The organism is Streptomyces sp. NK15101 (assembly GCF_020400725.1).
GTDB lineage: Bacteria > Actinomycetota > Actinomycetes > Streptomycetales > Streptomycetaceae > Streptomyces.
Genome location: NZ_JAINVG010000005.1, coordinates 42,271 through 67,502, shown reverse-complemented (window position 1 = coordinate 67,502; position 25,232 = coordinate 42,271). Strand labels below are relative to the sequence as shown.

At 73.6% G+C, this 25,232-nt stretch carries 21 protein-coding genes; 13 read left to right on the top strand and 8 right to left on the bottom strand.

Features of this window, described 5'->3' with window-relative positions; genetic code table 11:
- Nucleotides 1-38: 38 nt before the first annotated feature.
- The 3 genes from ychF to K7G60_RS03965 all read left to right on the top strand — a co-directional run bounded on the left by ychF (nucleotide 39) and on the right by K7G60_RS03965 (nucleotide 5,026).
- Nucleotides 39-1,127 carry a redox-regulated ATPase YchF gene (ychF, locus tag K7G60_RS03975; RefSeq protein WP_225799368.1) on the top strand — a complete coding sequence of 363 codons (1,089 nt, stop codon included), beginning with the start codon at nucleotides 39-41 and terminating at the stop codon, nucleotides 1,125-1,127.
- 362 nt (nucleotides 1,128-1,489) lie between these two features.
- Nucleotides 1,490-4,135, top strand: coding sequence for a BTAD domain-containing putative transcriptional regulator (locus tag K7G60_RS03970; RefSeq protein WP_225799367.1), 2,646 nt, complete (start codon nucleotides 1,490-1,492; stop codon nucleotides 4,133-4,135).
- Between the two features lie 129 nt (nucleotides 4,136-4,264).
- Complete coding sequence (locus tag K7G60_RS03965) at nucleotides 4,265-5,026, top strand: DUF4232 domain-containing protein (protein WP_225799366.1); 762 nt, start codon at nucleotides 4,265-4,267, stop codon at nucleotides 5,024-5,026.
- Between the two features lie 33 nt (nucleotides 5,027-5,059).
- On the opposite strand, the gene K7G60_RS03960 is transcribed toward K7G60_RS03965, so the two are convergent.
- Nucleotides 5,060-5,752: a DUF6000 family protein gene (locus K7G60_RS03960; protein ID WP_225799365.1), complete on the bottom strand. Its 693-nt coding sequence runs from the start codon at nucleotides 5,750-5,752 to the stop codon at nucleotides 5,060-5,062.
- A 98-nt stretch (nucleotides 5,753-5,850) separates the two neighbouring features.
- Between K7G60_RS03960 and K7G60_RS03955 the strand changes: the two genes are divergently transcribed.
- Entirely contained in the window at nucleotides 5,851-6,333 is a 483-nt protein-coding gene (locus K7G60_RS03955; protein ID WP_225799364.1) for a cupin domain-containing protein, read from the top strand.
- A gap of 9 nt (nucleotides 6,334-6,342) precedes the next feature.
- Here the strand turns inward: K7G60_RS03955 and K7G60_RS03950 are convergent, their stop codons facing one another.
- A complete protein-coding gene (locus K7G60_RS03950) occupies nucleotides 6,343-7,455 on the bottom strand; it encodes a threonine synthase (protein WP_225799363.1) in 1,113 nt (370 codons plus the stop codon).
- Between the two features lie 183 nt (nucleotides 7,456-7,638).
- Between K7G60_RS03950 and K7G60_RS03945 the strand changes: the two genes are divergently transcribed.
- The 7 genes from K7G60_RS03945 to K7G60_RS03915 all read left to right on the top strand — a co-directional run bounded on the left by K7G60_RS03945 (nucleotide 7,639) and on the right by K7G60_RS03915 (nucleotide 16,445).
- On the top strand, nucleotides 7,639-9,213 hold the full coding sequence (locus tag K7G60_RS03945) for a S8 family peptidase (protein WP_225799362.1): 1,575 nt from the start codon (nucleotides 7,639-7,641) through the stop codon (nucleotides 9,211-9,213).
- Nucleotides 9,214-9,374: 161 nt separating this feature from the next.
- Nucleotides 9,375-10,541, top strand: a complete 1,167-nt coding sequence (locus K7G60_RS03940; protein WP_225799361.1) for a DUF4190 domain-containing protein — start codon at nucleotides 9,375-9,377, stop codon at nucleotides 10,539-10,541.
- A 372-nt stretch (nucleotides 10,542-10,913) separates the two neighbouring features.
- Complete coding sequence (locus K7G60_RS03935; RefSeq protein ID WP_225799360.1) at nucleotides 10,914-11,666, top strand: GntR family transcriptional regulator; 753 nt, start codon at nucleotides 10,914-10,916, stop codon at nucleotides 11,664-11,666.
- A 792-nt stretch (nucleotides 11,667-12,458) separates the two neighbouring features.
- Nucleotides 12,459-12,638 carry an SPOR domain-containing protein gene (locus tag K7G60_RS03930; RefSeq protein WP_225799359.1) on the top strand — a complete coding sequence of 60 codons (180 nt, stop codon included), beginning with the start codon at nucleotides 12,459-12,461 and terminating at the stop codon, nucleotides 12,636-12,638.
- Nucleotides 12,639-12,678: 40 nt separating this feature from the next.
- Complete coding sequence (locus K7G60_RS03925) at nucleotides 12,679-13,164, top strand: (deoxy)nucleoside triphosphate pyrophosphohydrolase (RefSeq protein ID WP_225799358.1); 486 nt, start codon at nucleotides 12,679-12,681, stop codon at nucleotides 13,162-13,164.
- Nucleotides 13,165-13,307: 143 nt separating this feature from the next.
- Nucleotides 13,308-13,730, top strand: a complete 423-nt coding sequence (locus tag K7G60_RS03920) for an ATP-binding protein (protein WP_225799357.1) — start codon at nucleotides 13,308-13,310, stop codon at nucleotides 13,728-13,730.
- Between the two features lie 144 nt (nucleotides 13,731-13,874).
- Entirely contained in the window at nucleotides 13,875-16,445 is a 2,571-nt protein-coding gene (locus K7G60_RS03915; RefSeq protein ID WP_225799356.1) for a SpoIIE family protein phosphatase, read from the top strand.
- Nucleotides 16,446-16,485: 40 nt separating this feature from the next.
- Here K7G60_RS03915 and K7G60_RS03910 read toward each other — a convergent pair whose 3' ends face one another.
- Complete coding sequence (locus tag K7G60_RS03910) at nucleotides 16,486-17,196, bottom strand: PspA/IM30 family protein (protein ID WP_225799355.1); 711 nt, start codon at nucleotides 17,194-17,196, stop codon at nucleotides 16,486-16,488.
- A gap of 40 nt (nucleotides 17,197-17,236) precedes the next feature.
- The gene (locus K7G60_RS03905; RefSeq protein WP_225799354.1) at nucleotides 17,237-19,354 is read right to left on the bottom strand and encodes a TPM domain-containing protein; all 2,118 of its coding nucleotides are present in this window, start codon (nucleotides 19,352-19,354) and stop codon (nucleotides 17,237-17,239) included.
- Between the two features lie 139 nt (nucleotides 19,355-19,493).
- On the opposite strand from K7G60_RS03905, the gene K7G60_RS03900 reads away from it, so the two are divergent.
- Nucleotides 19,494-20,519: a hypothetical protein gene (locus K7G60_RS03900; protein WP_374115581.1), complete on the top strand. Its 1,026-nt coding sequence runs from the start codon at nucleotides 19,494-19,496 to the stop codon at nucleotides 20,517-20,519.
- Between the two features lie 97 nt (nucleotides 20,520-20,616).
- Entirely contained in the window at nucleotides 20,617-21,420 is an 804-nt protein-coding gene (locus tag K7G60_RS03895; RefSeq protein WP_225799353.1) for a transglutaminase-like domain-containing protein, read from the top strand.
- A 16-nt stretch (nucleotides 21,421-21,436) separates the two neighbouring features.
- On the opposite strand, the gene K7G60_RS03890 is transcribed toward K7G60_RS03895, so the two are convergent.
- From K7G60_RS03890 to K7G60_RS03875, 4 genes are read right to left on the bottom strand one after another with little or no spacing between them, the layout of a single operon-like run.
- On the bottom strand, nucleotides 21,437-22,207 hold the full coding sequence (locus K7G60_RS03890) for a succinate dehydrogenase/fumarate reductase iron-sulfur subunit (RefSeq protein WP_225799352.1): 771 nt from the start codon (nucleotides 22,205-22,207) through the stop codon (nucleotides 21,437-21,439).
- Nucleotides 22,204-24,078, bottom strand: coding sequence for a fumarate reductase/succinate dehydrogenase flavoprotein subunit (locus tag K7G60_RS03885; protein ID WP_225799470.1), 1,875 nt, complete (start codon nucleotides 24,076-24,078; stop codon nucleotides 22,204-22,206). Before K7G60_RS03885 ends, K7G60_RS03890 begins: the two co-directional genes overlap by 4 nt.
- Nucleotides 24,079-24,088: 10 nt before the next feature.
- Nucleotides 24,089-24,919: a hypothetical protein gene (locus K7G60_RS03880; RefSeq protein ID WP_225799351.1), complete on the bottom strand. Its 831-nt coding sequence runs from the start codon at nucleotides 24,917-24,919 to the stop codon at nucleotides 24,089-24,091.
- A gap of 16 nt (nucleotides 24,920-24,935) precedes the next feature.
- Entirely contained in the window at nucleotides 24,936-25,163 is a 228-nt protein-coding gene (locus K7G60_RS03875; protein ID WP_225799350.1) for a hypothetical protein, read from the bottom strand.
- Nucleotides 25,164-25,232: the final 69 nt, after the last annotated feature.

Here is a 25,232-nt window from a genome sequence, read left to right as displayed (position 1 = left end):
GGATCGGCCCACCATCCACACTTCAGGAAGTCGCCACCGTGTCGCTCACGATCGGAATCGTCGGTCTGCCGAATGTCGGCAAGTCGACCCTGTTCAACGCCCTGACCAAGAACGACGTGCTGGCGGCCAACTACCCGTTCGCCACGATCGAGCCCAACGTCGGCGTCGTCGGTGTCCCCGACCCCCGCCTGGCCAAGCTCGCGGAGATCTTCGGCTCCCAGCGCGTCCTCCCGGCGACGGTCGACTTCGTCGACATCGCCGGCATCGTGCGCGGCGCGAGCGAGGGCGAGGGCCTGGGCAACAAGTTCCTCGCGAACATCCGTGAGTCGGACGCGATCTGCCAGGTCATCCGCGCCTTCAAGGACGAGAACGTCGTCCACGTCGACGGCAAGGTCTCGCCGAAGGACGACATCGAGACGATCAACACCGAGCTGATCCTCGCCGACCTCCAGACCATCGAGAAGGTCCTGCCGCGCCTCCAGAAGGAGATGCGGATCAAGAAGGACACGGCGCCCAAGGTCGCCGCCGTCGAGGCCGCCCAGGCGATCCTGGAGAAGGGCGACACCCTCTTCTCGCAGGGCATCGTCCAGGGCTCGGAGAAGGCGGAGCTGCTGCACGACCTCCACCTCCTCACCACGAAGCCGTTCCTGTACGTCTTCAACGTGGACGAGGACGAGCTCACGGACGACGCCTTCAAGGCCGAGCAGAGCGCCCTGGTCGCCCCGGCCGAGGCGATCTTCCTCAACGCCAAGCTGGAGGCGGACCTCGCCGAGCTCGACGAGGAGGACGCCATGGAGCTCCTCCAGTCGGTCGGCGCCGAGGAGCCCGGCCTCGCCACCCTCGCCCGCGTCGGCTTCGCCACCCTCGGCCTCCAGACCTACCTGACGGCCGGCCCGAAGGAATCCCGCGCCTGGACGATCAAGCAGGGCGCGACGGCCCCCGAGGCGGCCGGTGTCATCCACACCGACTTCCAGAAGGGCTTCATCAAGGCCGAGGTCATCTCCTTCGCCGACCTCGTCGCCACCGGCTCGGTCGCCGAGGCCCGCGCGGCCGGCAAGGCCCGCATGGAGGGCAAGGAGTACGTCATGCAGGACGGCGACGTCGTGGAGTTCCGCTTCAACGTCTGATCGCACCCGCATCCCGGAAGGGGCCGGACTCCGTGGAGTCCGGCCCCTTCCGGGCGTCGCGGTGGTCGTGGCGGGATGCGGTACTGCCGTCCGGGTCCTGGAGGAGCGGGTGAGGCCGGGCCTGGCGGAGGAGCGGGCGGGCGGCGGAGGTTCCGTCGGGATCGCTCCACCTCGGTCCGGTTCCCCGACCCGGTCCGTCTCCCCTGCCCGGCCCGGCTCCCCTAGCCGGTCGATCGCCGTGTCCGGATGGCGACGGCGGGAGCGGGAGCGGGGAACGGCGGGGGCGGGCGGGCCTCTACTCGCAAGTATCCTCGGAGGCCGGGGACGGGGGGCTTGAGGGACAGGGATCGCGGAGGTATCAGGTGGAGTTCAGGCTGCTCGGCTCCGTCGCGCTGGTGACGGAGGACAGGGACGTAGCCTTGGGGCCCGCCAAGCGGTCCAGTCTGCTCGCCATGCTTCTGCTGCGGCCCAACAGCGCCGTGAACGTCGGTCAGTTGATCGACGCCCTGTGGGAGGAGGAGCCGCCCACGCACGCCAAGACCGTCCTCCAGGGGCACGTCTCGCGGCTGCGGGCGCTGCTCGCCGAGCACGGGGCCGAGGCGTACGGGGTCGAGCTCGCGACGCAGGGTTCGGCGTACGTGCTCCGGATGCCCGAGTCGCTCGTGGACGCCCACCGCTTCGAGGAGCTCGTGGGCCTCGCCGGCGTCCAGCGGCGGCCCGCCGACGCGGTGCGGATGCTGCGGGAGGCGCTGTCGTACTGGCAGGGGCCCGCGCTCACCGGCACCGTGCACAGCAGGCCCCTCGAAGCCGCCGCGAGCGGTCTGGAGGAGATGCGGCTCGCGTCGGTGGAGGCGCTGGCGGAGGCGTACGGGCAGCTCGGCGAGCACGGCAGGGCCGCCGCCGTCCTTCGTACCGAGGCCGTCGCCCACCCGCTGCGCGAGTCCCTGGCCGCCGCGCTGATGCTGGCGCTCGCCCGCTCCGGCCGGCAGTCGGACGCGATCGACTGGTACCACAGGACCCGGCGGCTGCTCGCCGAGGAGCTGGGCGTCGACCCCGGTGAGACCCTCGGCGAGGCGTACGCGACGCTGCTCCGCTCCGCCGGGCCCGTCTCCGTGCCCCGCCCCGCCGTCGAGGCCAGGGCCCCGGCGCCGGAGGGCCTGCCGCGGGCGCCGCGCGGCTTCACCGGGCGCGGGGCCGAACTGGCCGCGCTCGACCGTGCCGTCCGCGCCGGGGACGGTCCCGTCTGTCTCGTCACCGGGCCCGCCGGCGTCGGCAAGACCGCCTTCGCCGTCCACTGGGCCTACGAGCGGCGCGCCGACTTCCCCGACGGGCGGCTCTTCGCCGACCTGCGCGGCTTCAGCGACACACCGGCGCCCGAGACGGCCGGCGTCCTGCGGGAGTTCCTGCTCGCCCTCGGCGTCCCGCCGCAACGGATCCCCGAGGCCGTCGACGCGCGCGGGGCGCTGTTCCGCTCCCTCACCGCCGGGCGCCGGCTGCTCGTCGTCCTCGACAACGCCCGCTCCTCCGAGCAGGTCCGGCCGCTGCTGCCCGGCGGCGACCACTGCGCGACCCTCGTCACCAGCCGCGACCGCCTCGGCGGCCTCATCGCCTCCGACGCCGCCCGCCCCGTGCCGCTCGGGCACCTCAAGGCGGCCGCCTCGGCCGCCCTGCTCACGACCGTGCTCGGCGAGGAGCGGGTCGCCGCCGAACCGGCCGCCGCCACCCGCCTCGCCCGGCTCTGCGACGGCCTGCCGCTCGCCCTCCGGGTGACGGCGGCCCGCCTGGCCGAGCGGCCGCAGTGGACTCTCGACGCGATGGTCGGCGAACTCGCCGACGAGCAGAACCGGTTGGCGCTGCTCGACGTGGAGGACCGGGGCGTCTCCGCCGCGCTGCGCCTCACCGTGCAGCAGCTGCCGGAGTCCGCCGCCCGGATGTTCCGCTCGATCGGCCTGCACACCGGCTCCGACCTGGACCGGTTCGCGGCGGGCGCGCTCGCCGGGACGACGCCCGGGCAGGCCTCCGCCGACCTGGACCGGCTCGCCGCCGCGCACCTGCTCACCGAGGCCGTCCCCGGCCGCTGGACACCGCACGACCTGGTGCGCCTCTACGCGCGCCACCTCGCCCCGCAGGCCGACCAGGAGGGGCTGCCCCGGCTCTTCGACCACTACCTCTACACGGGTCTCGCGGCCGACGCCGCCGCCGAGCCCGGCTCGCAGCCCTGCTACTCGCTGCCGGCCGACGCCCGGCGGCCCGCCGCGACGAGGGAGTTCGAGGACCGCACGGCGGCGCTCGACTGGTACGCGGCCGAGCGGGCCGCCCTGGAGGGCGCCGTCACCGCCGCGGCCGCCCTCGGGATGCACGACCGGGCCTGGCGGATCGCGCTCGTGCAGTGGCCGCTGATGCTCAGGCGGATCGGCGACGGCTGGACGCCGCTCCTGGAGGCCGGACTCGCCTCCGCCGAGGCGATCGGCGACCTCGACGCGCAGTCGCGCACGCGTGCCCTGCTCGGCTGGATCCTGCACGAGGAGGGCCGGGACGCCGAGGCGCTGGTCCACCTGGAGAAGGCGCCCGGTCTGGCCGCCCGGGCCGGCGACCCGATCAGCGAGGCGATCGCCTACGTCAACTACGCGGCCGTCCTGGACGCGACGGGGGAGCACGAGCGGGCCGGGCTGCTCATGCTGCACGCCGTCTCGCTCGCCGACCGCACCGGCCACCCGTCCACCCAGGTGCTGACCCTCCAGCACCTGGCGGGCCACTGCCTGAAGGCGGAGGAGTACGAGGCGGCGCTCGCGCACACCCTTCGCGCCGGGGAACTGGTCGCGCCCGACGCGGCGGTCATCCGGGCCTCGCTGCAGATCACCCTGGGCGAGGCGCTGGCCGGTATCGGCCGTCTCGAAGAGGCCGCCGACCAGCTGGAACGGGCGATCGTCGCGGCCGACGCGGCCGGTTTCACCGAGGGCTCGGCGCGGGCGGCGGCGCACCTCTCGCGGCTGACAGCGAATCGTTAGCGGTACGCAAGCGGGACGGCAGCGCGGGACGGGAAGCTGAATGCGGCACCGGGGAGAACAGGCCGGTGCCGCGAGGCGCACGCACCGATCGTGCGCCCCGACCGACCGCGTCAACGGGGGAGAACCACCATGCGCAACCACCGCAGGAACACCGTCCTGGCCGCCGCCATCGCCGCCCTCTCGCTGGGTCTGACCGCCTGCGGCGGCGGGGACGCCACGGGCGCCAAGGACGCGGGGAGCGCGAGCTCCTCCCAGTCCGCCGCCGGTGCGGGCGACAACGGCACGGCGGGCGGCGGCACGGCGGACCGGACCGCCGCGAAGGGCGGCTCGGGCTCCACGGGCGGCTCGGCCGACGGCGGCTCCACGGCCGGCGGTTCCACCGGCTCCACCGGCGGGGCGAAGGCCGGCTCCACCACGGGCGGCTCCACCGGTTCCACCGGCGGCGAGAGCTCCGCCACGGCCCCCGCCTGCGCCTACGGCGACATCAAGGTCACGGCGGCGAAGGCGGACGAGGTCCCGACCGAGCACATCGTCCTCACCGCCACCAACACCTCCGGCCGCTCGTGCACCCTGCTCGAGTACCCGCTCATCGCCTTCGGCCCGATCCAGACCGCCAAGGACGTCCCGGCCGTCGCGAAGAGCAAGCCGGCCGCGCCGATCGTCCTGAAGGCCGGCGCGCCCGCCTACGCCAACGTGCGGATCGCGCTCGGCGGCGTCGACGAGGACAGCAAGGTCGTGAAGGAGTTCAACGTGAACCTCTTCGCCGCCCAGGGCCCGGCCGAGGGCAGCATCGTCGTCAAGGCCCCCGCCGGCGGCCTGGCGGTCGACGAGGCCGCCGCGAAGACGGGGTACTGGACGTACGAGCTCCGCAACGGCGCCGACGAGTTCTGATCCGTACGGGACGGCCATGGTCCCGGTGCGGCTTCAGGGGCGGGTCCAGCCGTCCGCGAAGTCGCACCGGAGGTCGGTCCACGACCGCAGCCTCTCCGGGGTGAATCCGGGTTCGTCGCGCAGGTGGGGCAGGGCGCCGACCCAGGTCTCCCAGAGGCCGCCCGGAGAGAGGAACTGTCCGGCGTACGAGGTGCCGAGCCCGGCGTCGAGCCGCAGCAGGGCGCCGAGGGCCTGGGGCTGGTCATAGCGGAGGTCGGTACGGGGCAGGTACCGGTCCAGGTAGGCGGCGAGGACCTCCGCGTCGGCGCGGGTGCCGAGCCGGGCGAGGGCGAAGCAGTAGGCCCCGCCCGCGTAGCAGACCTCGCTGGCCAGGAGCAGTTCGCCGAGCCGCTCGCGGAACGAGGCACGCCGGTCCACGCCGATCAGCCACGCCGCCGTGTACCGCGAGCGCCACTCGTAGGCGAGCAGCGCGTCCAGCTCCTCGTCCGTGACGGCCGCCGCGTCCTCGATGATCCCGCCGACGAAGCCGGGCCGCGGCGGCCGGTCGGGGTTCATGTACCGGCCGCCGAGCAGCTCCATGTAGCGCGGCCGGCCCTCGCCCTTCGCGATCACGTACCGCTCCACGGCGTGCCCGTGGCCGCTGTCGCGGGGGTCCTTCAGGACGAGACGGCCGGTGCCGCCCGCCGAATGCGCCTCGACGCCGGTCACCACTCGACTGCTGTCCATGGACGCAGTCTGCCGGGGAACGGCCCCGCGCGGCCAACCGTTTCCGTACACCTGAGCGGTCGTCAGGGCGGTCGCCGGATGAACGAAACGGAGCCTCCATGTCCTACCCCGACCCCCGCTACCACGGCGAGAAGGGCGAGATCAGCGCCTCCTTCCGGCCCGCCGGGACGCCCGCCGAGCTCACCGCGCCGAACGGGACCCGTACGCACTATCTGGCCACCACCGCCTCCACGGGCGGGGAGTTCGGCCTCTACCGCGTCGACATGCCTCCCGAGGCCGGCGGGCCCGCCACCCACTTCCACCGGACGATCTCGGAGACCTTCTTCGTCCTCGACGGGACGGTCCGCCTCTACGACGGGGACCGCTGGATCGACGCGGTCAAGGGCGACTTCCTGTACGTCCCGACGGGCGGGCTGCACGCCTTCCGCAACGACTCCGGCGAAGAGGCCTCGATGCTCATGCTCTTCGCGCCGGGCGCGCCCCGCGAGGAGTACTTCGAGATGATGCCGGCGTTCGCGTCGATGACGGACGACGAGCGCGCGGAGTTCTTCCTGAAGCACGACACGTTCTGGACGGACTGAGCCCCGGGCTCACGGGGCCAGGCCGGTCTTCGCGCCCGCCCCGCACAGCGGCACCACCGTGAGTCCCGGGCGGGGCGGGGCCGCGCTCACGGCCGCCCAGCAGGCCACGCCGGTCGCCTCGACGAACAGGCCCCGGCGGGCCAGGTCCCTTTGTGCCGTGCGGATCTGGTCCTCCGTCACCGTCAGGAACGTGCCGCCCGTCGCGCGGACCGCCCGCAGGATCTGGCGGGCGCGCGGCGGGGCCGGGATCGCGATGCCCTCGGCGAGGGTGGGGCGGGCGACGGCCGGCCGTGCGAGGTCCTCCGCGCCCGCGTGGAAGGCCTCGGCCAGCGGGGACACGGCCTCCGCCTGGACGGCGACCAGGGCGGGCCGGGTGTCGACGAGGCCGTGGCGCCGCAGCTCGTCGAGGGCGAGGGCGGCGCCGAGGAGCAGGGTGCCGTTGCCGACGGGGACGACGATCGTGTCCGGGAGGCGTCCGCCGAGCTCCTCCCACAGCTCGTAGACGTAGGTCTTGGTGCCGTGCAGGAAGTACGGGTTGTGGACGTGCGAGGCGTAGAAGACGCCCGGCTCGTCGGCGGCCGCGCGCGCCGCCCGGGCCGTCGCCTCGCGGTCGCCGGGCACCTCGACGACCCGGGCCCCGTGGGCCCGGATCTGCTCCAGCTTCTTGGGGGAGGTGCCGCCGGGGACGTACACGACGCAGTCGAGTCCGGCCCGCGCGCCGTAGGCCGCGATCGCCGTGCCCGCGTTGCCGCTGCTGTCGGCGAGGACCGTGCGGGGCTCCAGCCGGCGGGCGTGGGCGGCGAGCATCACGGCGCCCCGGTCCTTGAAGGACAGCGTCGGCATGAGGAAGTCGAGTTTGGCCGAAACCGAGTCGGTGAGGCGGACGAGCGGTGTGCGGCCCTCGCCGAGGCTCACCTCGGGCCCGTACGGGAGCGGAGGCAGCGCTTCCGCGTAACGCCACAATGAATTCACGCGTGAGGCGAGTGACGGGAGGGAGACCGGCGCACTCGTGAACGCGAGGTCCCAGGGGCCGCGGCATCGCGGACAACACCAGGTGAGGGCGTCGGTGGGGGACTGGATCCGGCAGCGAGGGCACTCGTAGGCGGTCATGAGGGGCAGCATGTCAGGCGTGTGGCACGGGTGTTGCGGAGCTGCGAGGGCTCTTGTGGGATTCCTATGGATCGGTCAATCTTTCGCTCGGCAGCCGGACGTTCGGGACGGCACGGGCCTCCCGTGTCGACTTGACATGTTCATGCCGTAATCGTGCCGTGCTCCTGTCTTGCCCCCACGAGGAGGACCCCCCACATGTCAGTGATGCGCACACCGCGTCGCCGGACGGCCACCGCCGCGGCCATCGCCGTCGCCGCCCTCGCCCTCGGCTCCCTCACCGCCCTCCCGGCGGCCGCCGCGCCGGCCGCCCCCGAAGGCGTCATCGAGAACGCCGGGGCCGAAGGCACCGTCCCGGGCAGCTACATCGTCACCCTCGACGAGTCCGCGCAGGCGGAGACCGCCGAAGGCCGGGCCGTCGCCGCCAAGTTCGGCGCGAAGATCAAGCGGACGTACACCACCGCGATCAACGGCTACTCCGTCGAACTCTCCGAGGCGCAGGCGCGGAAGCTCGCGGCCGACCCGGCCGTGAAGTCCGTCGTCCAGAACCGCGTCTTCCACGTCGACGGCACCCAGCCCTCCCCGCCGTCCTGGGGCCTCGACCGGCTCGACCAGAGGGCGCTGCCGCTGAACCAGAGCTACACCTACCCGGACAGCGCGGGCCAGGGCGTCACCGCGTACATCATCGACACCGGCGTACGCATCAGCCACAGCGACTTCGGCGGCCGCGCCTCCAACGGCTACGACGCCATCGACAACGACAACACCGCCCAGGACGGCCACGGCCACGGCACCCACGTCGCCGGCACCGTCGCGGGCACGTCGTACGGCGTCGCCAAGAAGGCGAAGATCGTCGGCGTCCGCGTCCTCGACAACTCCGGCTCCGGCACGACCGAGCAGGTCGTCGCGGGCATCGACTGGGTCACGCGGAACGCCGTCAAGCCGGCCGTCGCCAACATGAGCCTCGGCGGCGGCGCCGACAGCGTCCTCGACCAGGCCGTCCGCAACTCGATCGCCGCGGGCATCACCTACGGCGTCGCGGCGGGCAACGAGAACTCCAACGCCTCCGGCTCCTCGCCGGCCCGCGTCACCGAGGCCATCACGGTCGGCTCCACGACGTCGAGCGACGCCCGCTCCAGCTTCTCCAACTACGGCAGCGTCCTGGACATCTTCGCCCCGGGCTCCTCCATCACCTCGGCCTGGAACAGCAGCGACACCGCCACCAACACCATCTCCGGCACGTCGATGGCGACCCCGCACGTCGTCGGCGCCGCCGCCGTCTACCTCGCCGACAACCCGACGGCGACCCCGGCGCAGGTCTCCACGGCCCTGACGACCGCCGCCACCCCGAACGTCGTCACCAACCCCGGCACCGGCTCCCCGAACAAGCTGCTGTACGTCGGCGGCGGCACCACCCCGCCGCCCACCGGCCCGAAGTTCGAGAACACCGCGGACTACGCGATCAACGACAACGCGACCGTCGAGTCCCCGGTCACCGTCAGCGGCGTCTCGGGCAACGCCCCCGCCACCCTCCAGGTGCCGGTGAACATCGTCCACACCTACATCGGCGACCTCCAGGTCCAGCTGATCGCCCCCGACGGCACGGCGTACACGCTGAAGGCCTTCGGCACCGGCGGCAGCGCGGACAACATCAACACCACGTACAGCGTGAACGCCTCCGCGGAGGTCGCCAACGGCACGTGGAAGCTGCGGGTCACGGACAACGCGAACTACGACACCGGGAAGATCGACTCCTGGGCCCTGCAGTTCTGAGCCCGAACCGGACCGGATCGCACCGGTGAGGGGCGGCCGCCTCGTGGCGGCCGCTCCTTCCGTGCGCCGGGCCCCACGTGGCCGCCCCCTCCGCCCCGCCGCGTACGATGCGCGCCCGAGCGTTTGTTCGCATCGCCCGCCCGCAACAGGAGCGCGTACCCGTGGAGCCGAGCCAGCCGACCCCGCCGACCCCGCAGCCCGGGGGTGGCCCGCAGCCCGGGGGATGGCCCGCCCCCGGCCCGTACACCTCCCCGGGGATGCCGTACGCGGCCGGCCCCTACGGGGGGCCGGGATCCGTCCCGTACGGGCAGCCGCCGCGGCGCTCCACCAACGGACTCGCCATCGGCTCCCTCGTCTCCGGCGTCGTCTGCTGCCTCCCGCCCCTCGGTCTGGTCCTCGGCCTCGTCGCCCTCCCGCAGATCAGGAAGAAGGACCAGACGGGCAAGGGGCTCGCGATCGCGGGCATCGTGCTCTCCGCCGTCAGCTCCCTGCTGCTCGTCGTCGGCCTCGCGACCGGCGGCTTCGGCTCGGTGTGGAACGGCTTCCGGGAGACCGTGGACGAGGCCTCCCGCTCCAAGTCCCCGTTCTCGCTGCGCACCGGGCAGTGCTTCACCGACGACGGCGGGCTTGAGGAGTACACGGCGGACGTGGAGGTCGTCGACTGCGCCCGCCCGCACGACGGCGAGGTCACCGGCGACTTCAAGGTGACCGGGTTCGACGAGTGGCCCGGCGAGGACCCCGTCGACGAGCTCGCCCAGACGCGCTGCGAGACGATCAACTCGGCCTACGCGATGGACACCTGGAAGATCCCCAAGGACGTCTGGATCTACTACTACCTGCCGAGCAGGCAGAGCTGGCGCCTCGGCGACCGGACGGTGACCTGCGCGTTCGCCACGGAGAAGAAGCCGTTCAGCGGCTCGGTGCGGTCCGACTCGACGAGCCTGACCCTCGATCAGGAGCACTTCCTGCTGAGCGTCAACCCGATCGAGACGCTGAGCTACCAGGAGCCGGAGGAAGACCCGGACGAGGACTTCGAAGCCAACCGGAAGTGGGCCGGTGAGCTGCTGGCCGCGATCGACTCGGCCCGCACGGGCCTGCGGGACCGCGACTGGCCCGGCACGTCCAAGCCCGCGCTCGCGGCGCTCGGCAAGGAGCTCGACACGGCCTCGAAGCGCTGGGGAAAGCTGGCCGCGGCGTCCGACGCCGACGCCTACTGGGAGGCGTACGACACCGCCTGGGACGCCCTCCCCGAGGACCTGGGCGCCGAGGCGCGGACCGCGCTCGGCCTGACGGACACCCCACCGGCGGGCGAGGGCACCGAGGCCTGAGCCGGCCGCGTCCGCACGGGCGGGGCCGGGGTGCGAACGGGGCCGGGTCTCCCCCCGGGAGGCCCGGCCCCGTCGTGCGCGGACCGGTGGCGATGGTCCGGTGACGGCGGCCCGTGACCGACCGCCGTTCCGGAGCACCGCGGGCGGCGGGTGCCGGTCCGCGGCCCGCGCGCCCGGCACGGTCCGTGCCGGGCGCGCGGGCAGAATTTATTGGTCTGGACCAATGAGGGTCAAGGGGTTCGCGGGCATTCCTCGGGCGGCCGCGGGCGGCCGACGCCGTCATCACTTCGAGTGAAACCCTGGCCCATGCTTGCGGAGCGCGACCGTCGGTTGTCACGCTGTAGCTGTCAGTCAACCTGAGGGGAGTGTCCAGTGACGTTCGGTGAGCAGCCCGCCTACCTGCGCGTGGCGAGCGATCTGCGGGAGAAGATCGCCAACGGCTCGCTTCCGCCGCATACCCGCCTCCCCTCGCAGGCACGCATCCGCGAGGAGTACGGGGTGTCGGACACCGTCGCGCTGGAGGCCCGCAAGGTGCTCATGGCCGAGGGGCTCGTGGAGGGGCGCTCGGGTTCGGGGACCTATGTGCGCGAGCGCCCCGTGCCCCGGCGGATCGCCCGCTCCGGCTACCGTCCCGCGTCCGGCGCCAGCCCCTTCCGTCAGGAGCAGGCGGCCGAAGGGGCCCGCGGCACCTGGGAGTCGAGCAGCGAGCAGGAGCCGGCGAGCGTCGAGGTGGCCGAGCGGCTCGGCATCGAGCCGGGGGAGCGGGTGATGCGCACGCGGTACGTGTACCGGGACGGGGGCGAGCCCATGATGGTCTCCACCTCCTGGGAGCCCCTCGCCGTCACCGGCCGGACGCCCGTCATGCTGCCCGAGGAGGGCCCCCTGGGGGGCTGCGGCGTCGTCGAGCGCATGGCGGCCATCGACGTGGTCGTGGACAACGTGGTGGAGGAGGTGGGGGCCCGGCCCGGCCTCGCGGAGGAACTCCTCGCCCTCGGCGGGGTGCCGGGGCACGTGGTCATGGTCGTGGAGCGCACGTACTACGCCTCGGGCCGCGCCGTCGAGACGGCCGACGTCGTCGTCCCGGCCGACCGGTACCGCATCGCGTACCACTTGCCGGTGCGCTGAACGGGGCCGACGGCCCGCGTGACGGCCTGCCGACCCCTGCGGCCGGGCGAGGGTGACGGGCCGCCAGTCCCGGCGGGGAGGTGGGGCGACGGGCCGTCAGTCCTCGGGCTGCCCACCCCGAGACCGGGCGACAGCCACGGCCGTCGGTTCTCTGCGGGCGGGCGGGCGACGGCGACGGCCCGTCAGTCCCTGTCGCCCCGCGGCGCCTGCGGGCCGCCGCCGGTGGTAGCCACGGGCGGCTCCTGCCGCGCTTCTTCCGCGGCCGGCCGGGACTGTTACCGATACCGGGCCCCTCGCAGGCACCGCCCCTCGCGGACGCCGTGCTTCTGGCGGGCGCCGCCCTTCGGCGGGCGCCGCCCTTCGGCGGGCGCCGCCCCTCGGCAGATACCGCGCCTCCCGCCGGCGCCTCCCGCCGGCGCCGCCCCCCCCGCAGGGCGCGGCGCCTCGCGGCGCCGCGTCCTGCCCCGCCGCCCCCGCCCGAACTCGAAGGGGCCGCGGTGTGACGCGTCGGCAGGTGTGTCCGTCCGCGTCCGCGTGACGGGCGGTCCGTCGGGCGTCCGTGTCCCCGGCCGCGCGGTGCCCGCCGGCCCGTCCTGACGCCGGTGCCGACCGCCCCGCCCTGCCGCCCGAGGTGTGACCTTCGGCCTCCCTCCGTCGGTTCCCGGCCGATCCGTGCCTCTTTGTGAAAACCCGTATCCGCTGTGTGAAGGTCAGGCGTAAGCTCCGGCATATGCGGATTGCGGTTTCCCGGAGATCCTTAGCGGCACCCGGACCGGCGGAGGGAGAAGCCTGATGACCGACAGCGGCACCGTCCTTCCCTGGCTCGTCATACGGCAGGACGACAACGGCAACCGCTACCGGGTGGGGCGGTACGCCACCAAGGACGAAGCCCAGAAGATCGCGGACAGTCTCGACGACCGCGGGCACAAGCAGCTCTACTGGGTCGAGCGCATCGGCAGCCCTGCCCTCTGACCCCGGCGGGTGCCGACCGGGCCGGGCTACGCTCGCGCCCATGACGGAACGCACCACCGAACCCGCCGCGCCCCACGAGCCCCACCGCGACGCCGGCCCCGACCGGGGAGCCGGCGTCGTGGTCGTCGTCGCGGGCGCCCTGTACGACGGGGGCCGGCTGCTCGCCGCGCGCCGCAGCGCCCCCGTCGAGCTCGCCGGTCGCTGGGAACTGCCCGGCGGCAAGCTCGAACCGGGCGAGAGTCCGGAAGAGGCCCTGGTCCGCGAACTCCGCGAGGAGCTCGGCGTCGAGGTCGAGCCGGGCGAACGCCTCCCCGGCGAGTGGCCGCTGAAGCCCGGATACGTCCTGCGGGTGTGGACCGCCCGGCTGCTCTCCGGCGAACCGCGCCCCCTGGAGGACCACGACGAGCTCCGCTGGCTCTCCCGGCACGAGCTGGACTCGGTCGACTGGCTCGACCAGGACCGCCCCGCCGTGGCCGAGGCCGCGCTGCGACTGCCGGCGACCCCCGTCGACGGAGCGCGCGACTGAGTCCCTACGCCGTTCGTGCCACCGTGCGCCTGCCGACGCTCCCGTCGGGATATCCCGTCCTAAATAGCGGGTATGTCCAGAATGACCCCTTGGGAGAGGGCATGGACCTTCCTGCTGACGCACGGCTGGGGAAGTGATCGGGTGTGATCGACACCGACGGCGACCGCGCCGAGTGGAACTTCCCGGCGGAGGCGAACGCCGTGCGCACGGCCCGCCACGCGGTCCGCGAGACCCTGCGTGCCTGGGAGCTCGACACGGCCCTCGGTGATGTGACCGTCCTGCTGGTCAGCGAGCTGGTGACCAACTCCCTGCGGTACGCCTCCGGCCCCATCGGCGTCCGGCTCGTCCGTCCCCACGGCGACGGCGCCGACCCGGCGCGGTCGCCGGCGCTCCTGGTGGAGGTTTCCGATCCGCTTCCGGATCCGCCGACCGAACGGGTCCCGGGGCCCGATGACGAAGGGGGCCGGGGCCTCGCGCTCGTGGCCTGCTCCGCTCGCCGCTGGGGAACCCGTAGAGGAAGGGCGGGCAAAACCGTATGGTTCGAGCTGGCTCTCCCTGGTGAGTAAACAGGGTGGGACAACGATCACCGGTACTCGACGAGGGACGAACGAGACCACCCTGTGATCGTGAACGTCGTACCGTCGGGGCCTGCCGTATTGAATACTGCGGGCATGGCCGGTCCGGTGCGGTGAGCTGGAGGGGACGGTCGCGTGAGCGAGATACCTGAGACGGCGAGCGGCGGCGTCGTGTGGCAGAGCAGCCCGCCCGGCTCCATCTATGACTACATCCGGGTGGCGTCCTTCTCGATCGGGCCCGACGGCCTCGTCGAGCAGTGGAGCCGAAGGGCCGTGGACCTCTTCGGGGTCACCGCGGAGGAGGCCAGGGGCAAGGACCCCGTCGAGGCCTTCATGCCCGCCGACCTGCGCGAGCGCGGCCACCGACGGGTCAAGGAGATCCTCGACGGCAAGGAGTGGACGGGTCTCGTCCCGTTCCGCATGCCCGGCGAGGACCGGCCCCGGGGCATCGCCGAGATGTACGTCATGCCGAGCGAGACCCAGACCGGGGAACGGGCCGCGCTCTGCATCGTCGTCGACGTGCGGGCCCTGCGCCGCATCGAGACCGACCTCGCCGCCTCCCAGGCGATATTCGGCCAATCCCCCTTCGGCTTCCTCCTCTTCGGCACGGACCTCACCGTGAAGCGGGCCAACCGGCGCTTCGCCACCGTCTTCGGCGGCAAGGCCGACGACCACCGGGGCCGGACCGTCCACGACTACCTGGGCCGCGCCGAGGCCGACCGGATGACCACCGCCCTCCGGAAGGTCCTGGAGACCGGCGAGTCCGTCACCGACTTCCAGATCGTCGGCGCCGCCCCCGGCGCCAGGGACCGCCGCCACTGGTCCATCAACCTCTACCGCGTGCACAGCGGCTCCGGCCGCCCGATCGGCGTCGCCGGACTCGGCATCGACGTCACCCGCCGCCACAACGCCGCCAGGGAAGCCGCCAGCGCCCGCCGCAACCTGGCCCTCCTCAACGAGGCCGGAGCCCGCATCGGCAACTCCCTCGACCTGGAGGCCACCGCCCGCGAGCTCCTCGACGTCGCCGTCCCCGGCTTCTGCGACCTCGCCTCCGTCGACCTCTACCAGGGCCTCCTCACCGGCGACGAGGCACCGCCGGGCCGGTGGGGGAACTCCCACGACGTCGGCTACGGCGCGGGCAGCGCCGAACTCCGCCGGGTCGCCTTCACCAGCGCCGTCTCCGACACCCCCCTCCGGACGGACGAGGGCCACAGCCCGGGCAGCGGCTGTTGCGGACCCGTGCCCATCGAGGTCGGCGCCGTCCACCGCTACCCCTTCAACTCGCCCTGTGCCGGAGCCCTGCGCACCGGACGCGTCCGGACGGTCCCGGGCTCCGACGGGGACCTCGTCCAGTCCACCCTGGTCGTCCCCATGACCGCCCACGACACCGTCGTCGGCCTCGTCCAGTTCTCCCGCACCAAGGGCAGCGAGCCCTTCGGGGAGCGCGACAGGGCCCTCGCCGTCGAACTCGCCGCCCGCGCCGCCGTCTGCATCGACAACGCGCGCCTCTACCGCCGCGAGCACGAGCGGGCCCTCATCCTCCAGCGCAGCCTGCTCCCGCCCGGCGACCCCGAGGCCGCCGGACTCGACATAGCCTGCCGCTACCTCCCCGGCACCGCGGCCACCGAGGTCGGCGGCGACTGGTTCGACGTCATCGAGCTCCCCGGCCACCGCACCGCCCTCGTCATCGGCGACGTCATGGGCCGCGGCCTGCGCGCCGCCGTCGCCATGGGCGAACTCCGCACCGCCGTCCGCACCCTCGCCCAGCTCGACCTGGAGCCCGCCGAAGTCCTCTCCCACCTCGACGAGATCGCCCGCGGCCTGGGCGCCCCCATCGGCGCCCAGCAGTCCCGCGCCCACAAGAACCGTGGACCCGAACTCTCCGAGGTCTACCTCGCCACCTGCGTCTACGCCGTCTACGACCCGGTCACCCGCCGCTGCACCTTCGCCAACGCCGGGCACCTCCCGCCGGTGCTCGTCGAACCCGGCGAGGAGGCCATGCTCCTCGACGTACCCCCCGGGATGCCGCTCGGCGTCGGCGGGGAACCCTTCGAGGAGGTCGAGGTCGAACTGCCCGAGGGCGCCCTCCTCGCCCTCTACACCGACGGGCTCGTCGAGTCCCGCGAGCACCCCCTGGACGAAGGCCTCCAGGCCTTCCGGCGCGCCCTCACCGACCCGGCCCGCCCCCTGGAGGACGTCTGCGACCGGGTCCTCACCAGCCTGAACACCGGTCACGGCGAGGACGACATCGCCCTCCTCATGGCCAGGATCCAGGGGCTGCCCAGCGAGGCGGTCGGCGACTGGCGGCTGCCCAGGGAACCCCGCTCGGTCGGGCGGGCCCGCGAACTCGCCCGCGCCCAGCTCGCGGCCTGGGACCTCGAACCGCTCGTCGACACCGTCGAACTCCTCGTCAGCGAACTCGTCACCAACGCCCTGCGCTACGGCGAGGGCGAGATCCGGCTGCGCCTGCTGCGCGACCGCACCCTCGTCTGCGAGGTCTGGGACTCCGGCCTGGTCCAGCCGCGCCGCCGCAGGGCCCGGGACACCGACGAGGGCGGCCGCGGCCTCCAGCTCGTCGGGCTGCTCTCCTCCTCCTGGGGCTCCCGCCGCACCCCGCGCGGCAAGACCGTCTGGTTCGAACTCGCCCTGCCCGACGGGGAGGGGACGGCGGAGCCCACGGTGGAGCAGCTCCTCAGCATGTTCTGAGGCGTTCCCGCGTACGGGACCGGTCTTCCCTCGTAAGGGATCAGCTCTTGAGCGCGGCCAGCCGGGCCTCGATCTCGGCGCTGTCGCCGAGCGAGTCCAGCTGCTCGAACTGGGCGTCGAGCGAAGAGGCGGCGAGCTCCTGCCTGCCCAGCGCCCGGGCCTCCTCCCGGCGCACCTTGTCCTCGAAGCGGCTCAGCTCGCTCGTCGGGTCGAGCACGTCGACCTCCTGCACGGCGTCCATCATCCGGTTCTGCGCCTGGGCCGACCTGGCGCGGGCGACCAGCTCGTCGCGCTTCGCCTTCAGCTCGCCCAGCTTCGCCCCCATCCGGTCGAGACCCGTCCTGAGCTTCGCCACCACCTCGGTCTGCGCGGCGATCGTCGGCTCCGCCGTCCGCGCCTCCTTCTCCGACTGCAGCTGGCGGCCCAGCGCCACCTTCGCCAGGTTGTCGAAGCGGTCCGCCTCCGCCGTCTGCCCGCCGCTCCGCAGCTCGTCCGCCTTCCGGCTCGCGGCGAGCGCCTTGGCGCCCCACTCCTTCGCCGCGGCCACGTCCTCCTGGTGGTCCTGCTCCATCAGCCGGAGGTCGCCGATGGTCGTCGCCACCGCCTCCTCCGCCTCCGCGATGTTGCTCGCGTAGTCGCGGATCAGCTGGTCCAGCATCTTCTGCGGATCCTCCGCCTGGTCGAGGAGGGCGTTGACGTTCGCCTTCGCCAGCTGGGCGATCCGGCCGAGAATGGACTGCTTGCTGCTCATGTTCGTTCTCCTTGCGTACGAGGGGACGGGACGGCCGTCCTCAGAAGCGGCCTCCGCCGCCCAGCCGACCGCGCGTGCCGCCGCCGCCGAAGCTGCCGGGCCCGCCGCCGAAACCTCCGCCGCCGAAACCTCCGCCCCCGAAACCTCCGCCCCCGAAACCGCCCCCTCCGCGTCCGCCTCCCCGGCCGCCGAACAGCCCGCCGAGGACGATGCCGCCGAGCACCGCACCGCCGAGCCCGCCGCCACCGCTCCCGCCCGCTCCCGCCACCCCGCCCAGGCCGTTCGGGTTCCCGTACGTGCGGACGTCCTGCTCGGCTAGGTCCTGGGCACGCCGGGCCAGCGCGTCCGCCTGCTGCGCCTCCCCGAGGGCCGTCCGCGGGTCGCCGGCGGCGGCGAGCGACCGCGCCTCCTCCCAGCGGCGCCGGGCCTCGGCGAGACGCGTACGGGCCTCGCTGCCCACCGCGCCCCGGTGCGTGGTGATGTAGTCGGACGCCGCCCCGATCGCCGAACGGGCCGTCAGCATCACCTGGTCGAGGAGCGCGCGGGCGCGCCGCGTCCCCGACTCGCGCTCCCGCGCGCCCTCCAGCGCCGCGTCGAGCGCCCCGTCGGCCTCCTCGACCCGGCGCAGGGCGTCGATCGGGTCGTACCGCCCGGCGTCCACCCCGCGCCGCACCTCGGCGGCCACCGACTCGGCGCGGGCGATCCGGCCCTGGAGGTCGGCCGTGGACACCCCCTCGGCGGTCCCCCTCAACATTCCGCGGGCCTCCGCCAGGTCCGCGTCCGTCTCCGCGAGCGCGCCCGTCAGCTTCCCCACGGCCTCGGCCAGGTCCTGCGCCCGCCGGTCCACCGCCTCGATCAGCCGGACCGCCTGGTCCACGGCTCCCTCGGCGGCCCGGATGTGCACGGCGGCCCCGCCGTTGTCGCCGGCGTCGATCCGCCGGCGGGCCCGGTCGACGTGGGTCGTCGCGAACACGAGCCGGTCCTTCGCCTGTTCGACGTCGCCCGCGACGGGCGCGGCCGCCGTCTCGGCGTACCGCTCGCGCATCGCGGTCAGCGTCGCCTCGGCCGTCCCGATCCGCTCGGTCTGCTCGCGGAGGGCCGCCTCCACCGCGGACAGCGCCTCCGGGGCCGTGCGCTCCAGGGCCCGGAGCCGGTCGAAGTCCTCCGTCTCGGCGTCGAGACGCGCGTTCGCCTCGGCGCACCGGCGGAGGATCTCGTCCAGCATGGCCCGGCGGGTCGGGTCGTCCTCGGGGAAGGAGTCGTCGAGCTTCTGCCGCAGCCGGAACGAGGCCGTCAGCTGCTCCTCGGCGAAGTCGACCGCCTCGGTGAAGGGGCGCACGGCCTCCTCGCCGAACTGGGCGGAGGCGAAGCCCAGTTCCTCCTGGCTGGTGCGGACGGCGTCGTCGGTGGCGACCAGTGTCCGGCGCGCCTCCCCGTCGAGCTCGTCCAGGGACGGCGGCGCGGTCTCCTTCGGAGGGCCCCAGCCCTGCCCGCCCCGCGGTGTGGTGCGGGTCTCGGCGCGCCGCCGCCGCTTGGCGTACGCGTAGGCCGCCACGGCTCCCGCGCCGCCGACGAGGACCACGGGCAGGACGAGGTCGGTCGCCGAGGTGCCGTCGTCGGCCGCGGCCCCGGGGTCGGCGGGGCCGGGGGTGAGCGTCGGTGCGGGGACCGGCCGGCCGGCGAGGACGGCGGCGTAGCCGTTCGCCGCTCCGATGGCGGCGCCGGCCCAGTCGTTGCTCCGCAGGGCCGGTTCGATCGCGGTCCTGGCGACCTCGTCGAGCTGGTCCTGGGTGAAGCGGGAGCCGGGGTCGGCCGAGTAGCCGTACTGCCGGTCGTGGGTGGCGACGGCGAGCAGGACGTCGTCGAGGCCGAGCGCGTTGCGCTCCGCGGTGGCGTCGGCCCAGCTCTGGCCCGAGCGCCCGGAGAAGTCCCGTACGTAGACGACGAAGAGCTGCACGCGCCGGGCCTCGTAGAGCCGGTCGAGGGCCTGGTCCACGGAGGCGCGGCGGTCGCCGAGGGCGCCGACCCGGTCGGTGACCTGACCGTCCCGGGACAGGACGACGGGGTCGTCGGCGCGGGCGCCGGGTACGGCGGGCACGAGGAGCCACCACGCCGCCACCAGCACCGCGACAAGGGCTCGGGTGGCTGTTCGTGTCACAAGGGGGAGGTTATGTCCGCGTATGTTCGCTCGCGACCGGACCCATGGCGTCCGGAAACCGTTCCGGGTGCCCGAGCGTCACTGTCGGTAGCCGCCGCTACGGTGGTTCCAGTGACGCGACGGCTCTTGGGGGGCTCGGGTGGACGGACGGCTGAGGCGTGTGTGGAGGCGGGGGCGCTGGTTCGTCCTCGGACTCGTCCTGTTGCTCGTGGTGCCCCCGCTCTTCGGCGCCCTGGCCCTGCGCGTCAGTTACGCAGGCGACCTCAGGGAGGACGCGAGGACCCGCGGCAAGGACGCCTTCTGGATCGGGCACGCCTGGGTCGACGGACGGAAGAAGGACGCCGACCTCGCGGCCCTCGCCGCACGCCTGAAGGACAGCGGGATACGCGACCTGTACGTGCACGCCGGGCCCCTGGAGCACGACGGCACCCTGCCGGCGGCGAAGTACCCCCGTGCCAGGTGGCTGATCGACGGGGTGCACCGCGCGATGCCCGGGATACGGGTGCAGGCCTGGCTGGGCGACGTCCTGGCCACCGAAGGACCGGTGGGGCTGCGCCTGGAGGACGCCGGGTCACGCCGCGCCGTGGTGGGCTCGGCCCGGCAGATCCTCGACGCCGGCTTCGACGGGGTCCACTTCGACCTGGAGCCGCTGCACTCCGACGACCGGGACTACCTCTCCCTCCTCGACGGCCTCGGGGAGCTGACCCGGGCCCGCAAGGTCCCGCTCTCGGTCGCCGCCCACCAGATCGACCCGCTGCCGGGCGCCCACACGGCGCTCGGAGCGGTCAGCTCCAACGGCAGCGAGAAGTGGTGGTCGCAGGAGTTCTTCGGCGAGGTCGCCCGGCGCGTCGACCAGATCGCCGTCATGTCGTACGACACCTGGATGCCGCTGGAGAGCCTCTACGGTGGGTACGTCGCCCAGCAGACGTCCCTCGCCCTCGAAGTGACGCCCGAGACCACGGACCTGCTCATGGGCCTCCCCTTCTTCCACGAGGACGACCTCGGCCACCACGAGAACGCCGAGACGGTCGCCGCGGCCGTCAAGGGGGCGAGACTCGGCCTCGGCCGCACCGACCCCGACCGCGAGCGCTTCGGCCTGGCCCTGTACGTCGACTTCGCGGCCGAGGAGGGGGACTGGGCGGCTTACCGCGCGGGCTGGCTCTGATCCGGGGAGGGGACCCCGGGCGCCGGAACGGGAACGGGCGGAGGAGGATGGTGCCGCGCGGCCCGGGGGGCGGGCCGCCGACGAGGGGGAGTACGTCATGACCAGCCGTCTGCTGATGCCGGTCCGCACCGTCCGCACCACCGGGGCGGACCGCGCCTTCCGCGCTCCCGACGCGGAGGCGCCCGCGCGGGAGGTGCCCGGGTCCACCCGGCCCACCCCGGTCCTGGACCGGGAGCACCCCCTCGTGACCGCGCTCGTGGCCCGGGTGCTGCGTGAGTCCGAGGAGCGGGGAGCGGTCACCGACCGCGCCCGGCTCCAGGTGGCGCACGGCATCATCGTCACCGCCGTGCGACCGGTGTACTCCGTCGAGGACCGGCGCCGGGTGTCGCGCACGCTGCGGCTCGGGCGCGGCTCGTGCAGCCAGCGGATGGCGGTCCTGGAGGCGGTGGCCCGGTCCCTCGGCGTGGAGACCCGGGTGCGCGGCCTGCTCGTCGACGGCACCTTCTGGTACCCGAGGTTCCCGAGGCTCCGCGCGTTCGTCCCGGAGGAGGTCCTGCTGGCCTGGCCGGAGTTCCGTCTCGAAGAGGCCGGAGGCACCGCCTGGGTGCCGATCGCCGAGCTGTTCACCGGGCTCGCGCCCGGCGGCCACGGGGGCGGGTTCACCAACTCCGGGGCGGAGACGCTCTTCGAGGCCGTCGCCCGGACCACCGTCGACTGGGACGTCCCGGCCGCGTGCGCCGGCTCGGCCCCCTGCGACCTCTCCGCCCACCTCCGTACGGACCTCGGGCGCTTCTCCTCGCGCGACGAGCTGTTCGACCTGCACGGGCAGACCCTGTGCCGCCTCGCCCGCACCCTCGCCGAGCCGGTCCTCGGCCGCTGGAGCGCGGGCGCGGCGGCCTGAGGGCAGGCCCGGGGCCTCAGTCCTTCCGCCGCCCGATCGTCTTCCCGAGCCAGACCAGCGGGTCGTACTTCCGGTCCACGACCCGCTCCTTCAGCGGGATCAGGGCGTTGTCGGTGATCCGGATGGACTCCGGGCAGACCTCGGTGCAGCACTTGGTGATGTTGCAGTAGCCGAGGCCGTGCTCCTCCTGCGCGGTCCGCCGCCGGTCGATCCCGGCCTCCTCCGCCGCGTCCAGGGGGTGCATGTCGAGCTCCGCGACCCGCATGAGGAAGCGGGGCCCGGCGAAGGCCTCCTTGTTCTCCTCGTGGTCCCGCACCACATGACAGGTGTCCTGGCACAGGAAGCACTCGATGCACTTCCGGAACTCCTGTGACCGGTCCACGTCCTCCTGCTTCATCCGGTACTCGCCGGGGCCGAGTCCGGCGGGCGGGACGAACGCCGGGATCTCCCGGGCCTTCGCGTAGTTGAAGGAGACGTCCGTGACGAGGTCGCGGACGACGGGGAAGGCCCGCATCGGGGTGACGGTGACCACCTCGTCCCGCGTGAAGACCGACATCCGGGTCATGCACATCAGCCGGGGCCGGCCGTTGATCTCGGCCGAGCACGACCCGCACTTGCCCGCCTTGCAGTTCCAGCGGACGGCCAGGTCGGGGGCCCGGGTGGCCTGGAGCCGGTGCACGATGTCGAGGACCACCTCGCCGTCGTGCACCTCGACGGTGTAGTCGGTCAGCTCCCCGCCGCCGGCGTCGCCGCGCCAGATCCGGAAGTGGGCCTGATACGTGCTCATGCGTCCAGCTCCTCCTCCGCCAGGTACTTCGCCAGCTCCTCCTTCTCGAAGAGGGCGAGCAGATCGGGCCTGATGGGCTCGGTGCGCACCCGCTCCAGGAGGATTCCGCCGTCCTCGGCCCGGCACAGCAGGTTCACCGGGCGCCACGACCGCTCCATCGCCGGCCGGTCCTCGCGGGTGTGCCCGCCCCGGGACTCGGTGCGCTCCAGGGCGGCCCGGGCGACGCACTCGCTGACCAGCAGCATGTTCCGCAGGTCGAGGGCGAGGTGCCAGCCGGGGTTGAACTGCCGGTGCCCCTCGACCGCGATCCGCCCGGCCCGCTCCCGCAGCGCGGCGATCCGCGCCAGGGCCTCGACCATCTCGCCCTCCCGCCGGATGATCCCGACGAGGTCGTTCATCGTCTGCTGGAGCTCCTGGTGGAGGGTGTACGGGTTCTCCGCGGGCCCGTCGCGGAACGGGGCCAGCGCCTCCGTCCGCGCCGCCTCCACCGCCTCCTCGCCGGCCCCGGTGTGCGCCGCCCCCGCCGCGTACTCCGCCGCGTGCAGCCCGGCCCGGCGACCGAAGACCAGCAGGTCGGAGAGGGAGTTCCCGCCGAGCCGGTTGGAGCCGTGCATGCCGCCCGCGACCTCGCCGGCCGCGAAGAGCCCGGGCACGCCGAGGGCGGCGGCCGTCTCCGACTCGACGGCGACGCCGCCCATCACGTAGTGGCAGGTCGGCCCGACCTCCATCGCCTCGGCCGTGATGTCGACGTCCGCCAGCTCCTTGAACTGGTGGTACATCGAGGGCAGCCGGCGCCGGATCGTCTCCGCCGGCATCCGGGTCGACACGTCCAGGAACACCCCGCCGTGCGGGGAGCCGCGCCCCGCCTTCACCTCGGCGTTGATGGCCCGCGCCACCTCGTCGCGCGGCAGCAGCTCGGGCGGGCGCCGGTTGTGGTCGGGGTCCTCGTACCAGCGGTCGCCCTCCTCCTCCGACTCGGCGTACTTCTCCTTGAAGACGTCGGGGACGTAGTCGAACATGAAGCGCCGGCCCTCGGAGTTCCGCAGCACCCCGCCGTCGCCGCGCACGGACTCGGTGACCAGGATCCCCTTCACCGACGGCGGCCAGACCATGCCGGTCGGGTGGAACTGCACGAACTCCATGTTCACCAGGGGCGCCCCCGCGAGCAGGGCCAGCGCGTGGCCGTCGCCCGTGTACTCCCAGGAGTTCGAGGTCACCTTGAAGGACTTGCCGATGCCGCCGGTCGCGAGGACGACGGCGGGCGCCTCCAGGACGAGGAAGCGCCCGCTCTCCCGCTCGTAGCAGAAGACCCCGGCGACCTTCCCGTCCCCGTCCTTGAGGATCCGGGTGACGGTGAACTCCTGGAAGACCTTCAGGCGCGCCTCGTGGTCGCCGCTCTCCCGGTGGTCCTCCTGCTGGAGTCCGACCACCTTCTGCTGGAGGGTCCGCAGCAGTTCGAGGCCGGTGCGGTCGCCGACGTGCGCGAGCCGGGGGTACTCGTGGCCGCCGAAGTTGCGCTGCGAGATCCGGCCGTCCGGAGTCCGGTCGAAGAGCGCGCCCCAGGTCTCCAGCTCCCAGACCCGCTCGGGGGCCTCCTGGGCGTGCAGTTCGGCCATCCGCCACTGGTTGAGGAACTTCCCGCCGCGCATGGTGTCCCGGAAGTGCGTCTTCCAGTCGTCGTGCTCGTTGGCGTTCGCCATGGAGGCGGCGATGCCGCCCTCGGCCATCACCGTGTGCGCCTTGCCGAAGAGGGACTTGCAGATGACGGCGGTGCGCGCGCCGGCCCGGCGCGCCTCGATCGCGGCCCGCAGCCCGGCGCCGCCCGCGCCGACCACGACCACGTCCCACCGCTGCCGTTCCACGGAGCTCACAGGACTCATGTCAGAAGAACCTCGGGTCGTCGAAGGCGCCGGTGGCGAGCAGGTACACGTACAGGTCGCAGACGGCGACGCTGATCAGCGACGCCCAGGCGAGTTGCATGTGACGCCGGTTCAGGCGCCCCACCCAGGTCCACAGCCGGTAGCGGACGGGGTGCTTCGAGAAGTGCTTCAGACGGCCGCCGACGATGTGCCGGCAGGAGTGGCAGGAGAGGGTGTACGCCCAGATCAGGACGATGTTGACGAGGAACACCAGCGTCCCGAGCCCGGCGTGGCCCCAGGCGTAGTCGGCGTCCCGGAAGGTCAGCGCGGTGTCGTACGTGAGGATCCCGGCGACCGGCAGCGCCGCGTAGAAGAAGTACCGGTGGAGGTTCTGCAGGAGCAGCGGGAAGCGGGTCTCGCCGGTGTACGTGCGGTGGGGTTCGGCGACCGCGCAGGCCGGGGGTGCCGCCCAGAACCCCCGGTAGTACGCCTTGCGGTAGTAGTAGCAGGTCAGCCGGAAGCCCAGCGGGAAGACCAGGATCAGCAGGGCGGGGGAGAGTCCCCACCAGCTGCCGAAGACCTCCCAGTTCGGCCCGCCGCGCATGGGGACGCAGTTCTCCGCGAGGCAGGGCGAGTAGAACGGGGAGACGTAGGGGGCGGCGTAGTAGTCGGCGTTCGCGAACGCCCGCCACGTCGAGTACGCGACGAAGGCGAGCAGTCCGAGCGCGGTGGCGGCGGGGGAGAGCCACCAGCGGTCGGTGCGCAGATGGCGGGCCGCGATGGAGGCGCGCCCCGGGGAGCGCACCCCCGTCGCGGCTCCGTGGCTCCTCGGGGGTTCCGTACCTGTGGCCAACAGGGCCTCCTCGGCTCTACGGCGCGTGGCGGTCGCGTGCTCCCAGGCCCTCGTCGTCGACGTCGGTCCACTTCCCGGCGTCGTACGGGTCGTCGGGGATGGTCACCATGCTCGCGGCGGGGCCGGAGGCGGGCGCGGCAGGTGCGACCCGCTCCGCCACGACGCGGCGTTCCAGCTCTTCGACCGTGTGTTCCAGGTCCTGCAGGCGGCGCTTGACGGCCGCCAGGTCGTCCTGAACGGACATGGTTGCCCTCACCTTCGTGAGTGTCGCGCGTCACATCCCGCTTGGGAAGTCGTGTGCACGGGTGGTTGG

Excerpts from the sequence above, each read along its gene's own strand:
- K7G60_RS03950 (WP_225799363.1), bottom strand. The coding sequence starts at position 7,455 with ATGCTGCCCCTCATGACCGCCTACGAGTGCCCTCGCTGCCGGATCCAG.
- K7G60_RS03895 (WP_225799353.1), top strand. The coding sequence starts at position 20,617 with ATGACCAGCCGTCTGCTGATGCCGGTCCGCACCGTCCGCACCACCGGG.
- K7G60_RS03875 (WP_225799350.1), bottom strand. The coding sequence starts at position 25,163 with ATGTCCGTTCAGGACGACCTGGCGGCCGTCAAGCGCCGCCTGCAGGAC.
- K7G60_RS03925 (WP_225799358.1), top strand. The coding sequence starts at position 12,679 with ATGACGGAACGCACCACCGAACCCGCCGCGCCCCACGAGCCCCACCGC.
- K7G60_RS03890 (WP_225799352.1), bottom strand. The coding sequence starts at position 22,207 with ATGAGCACGTATCAGGCCCACTTCCGGATCTGGCGCGGCGACGCCGGC.
- K7G60_RS03910 (WP_225799355.1), bottom strand. The coding sequence starts at position 17,196 with ATGAGCAGCAAGCAGTCCATTCTCGGCCGGATCGCCCAGCTGGCGAAG.
- K7G60_RS03930 (WP_225799359.1), top strand. The coding sequence starts at position 12,459 with ATGACCGACAGCGGCACCGTCCTTCCCTGGCTCGTCATACGGCAGGAC.
- K7G60_RS03955 (WP_225799364.1), top strand. The coding sequence starts at position 5,851 with ATGTCCTACCCCGACCCCCGCTACCACGGCGAGAAGGGCGAGATCAGC.
- K7G60_RS03965 (WP_225799366.1), top strand. The coding sequence starts at position 4,265 with ATGCGCAACCACCGCAGGAACACCGTCCTGGCCGCCGCCATCGCCGCC.
- K7G60_RS03945 (WP_225799362.1), top strand. The coding sequence starts at position 7,639 with ATGTCAGTGATGCGCACACCGCGTCGCCGGACGGCCACCGCCGCGGCC.
- K7G60_RS03960 (WP_225799365.1), bottom strand. The coding sequence starts at position 5,752 with ATGGACAGCAGTCGAGTGGTGACCGGCGTCGAGGCGCATTCGGCGGGC.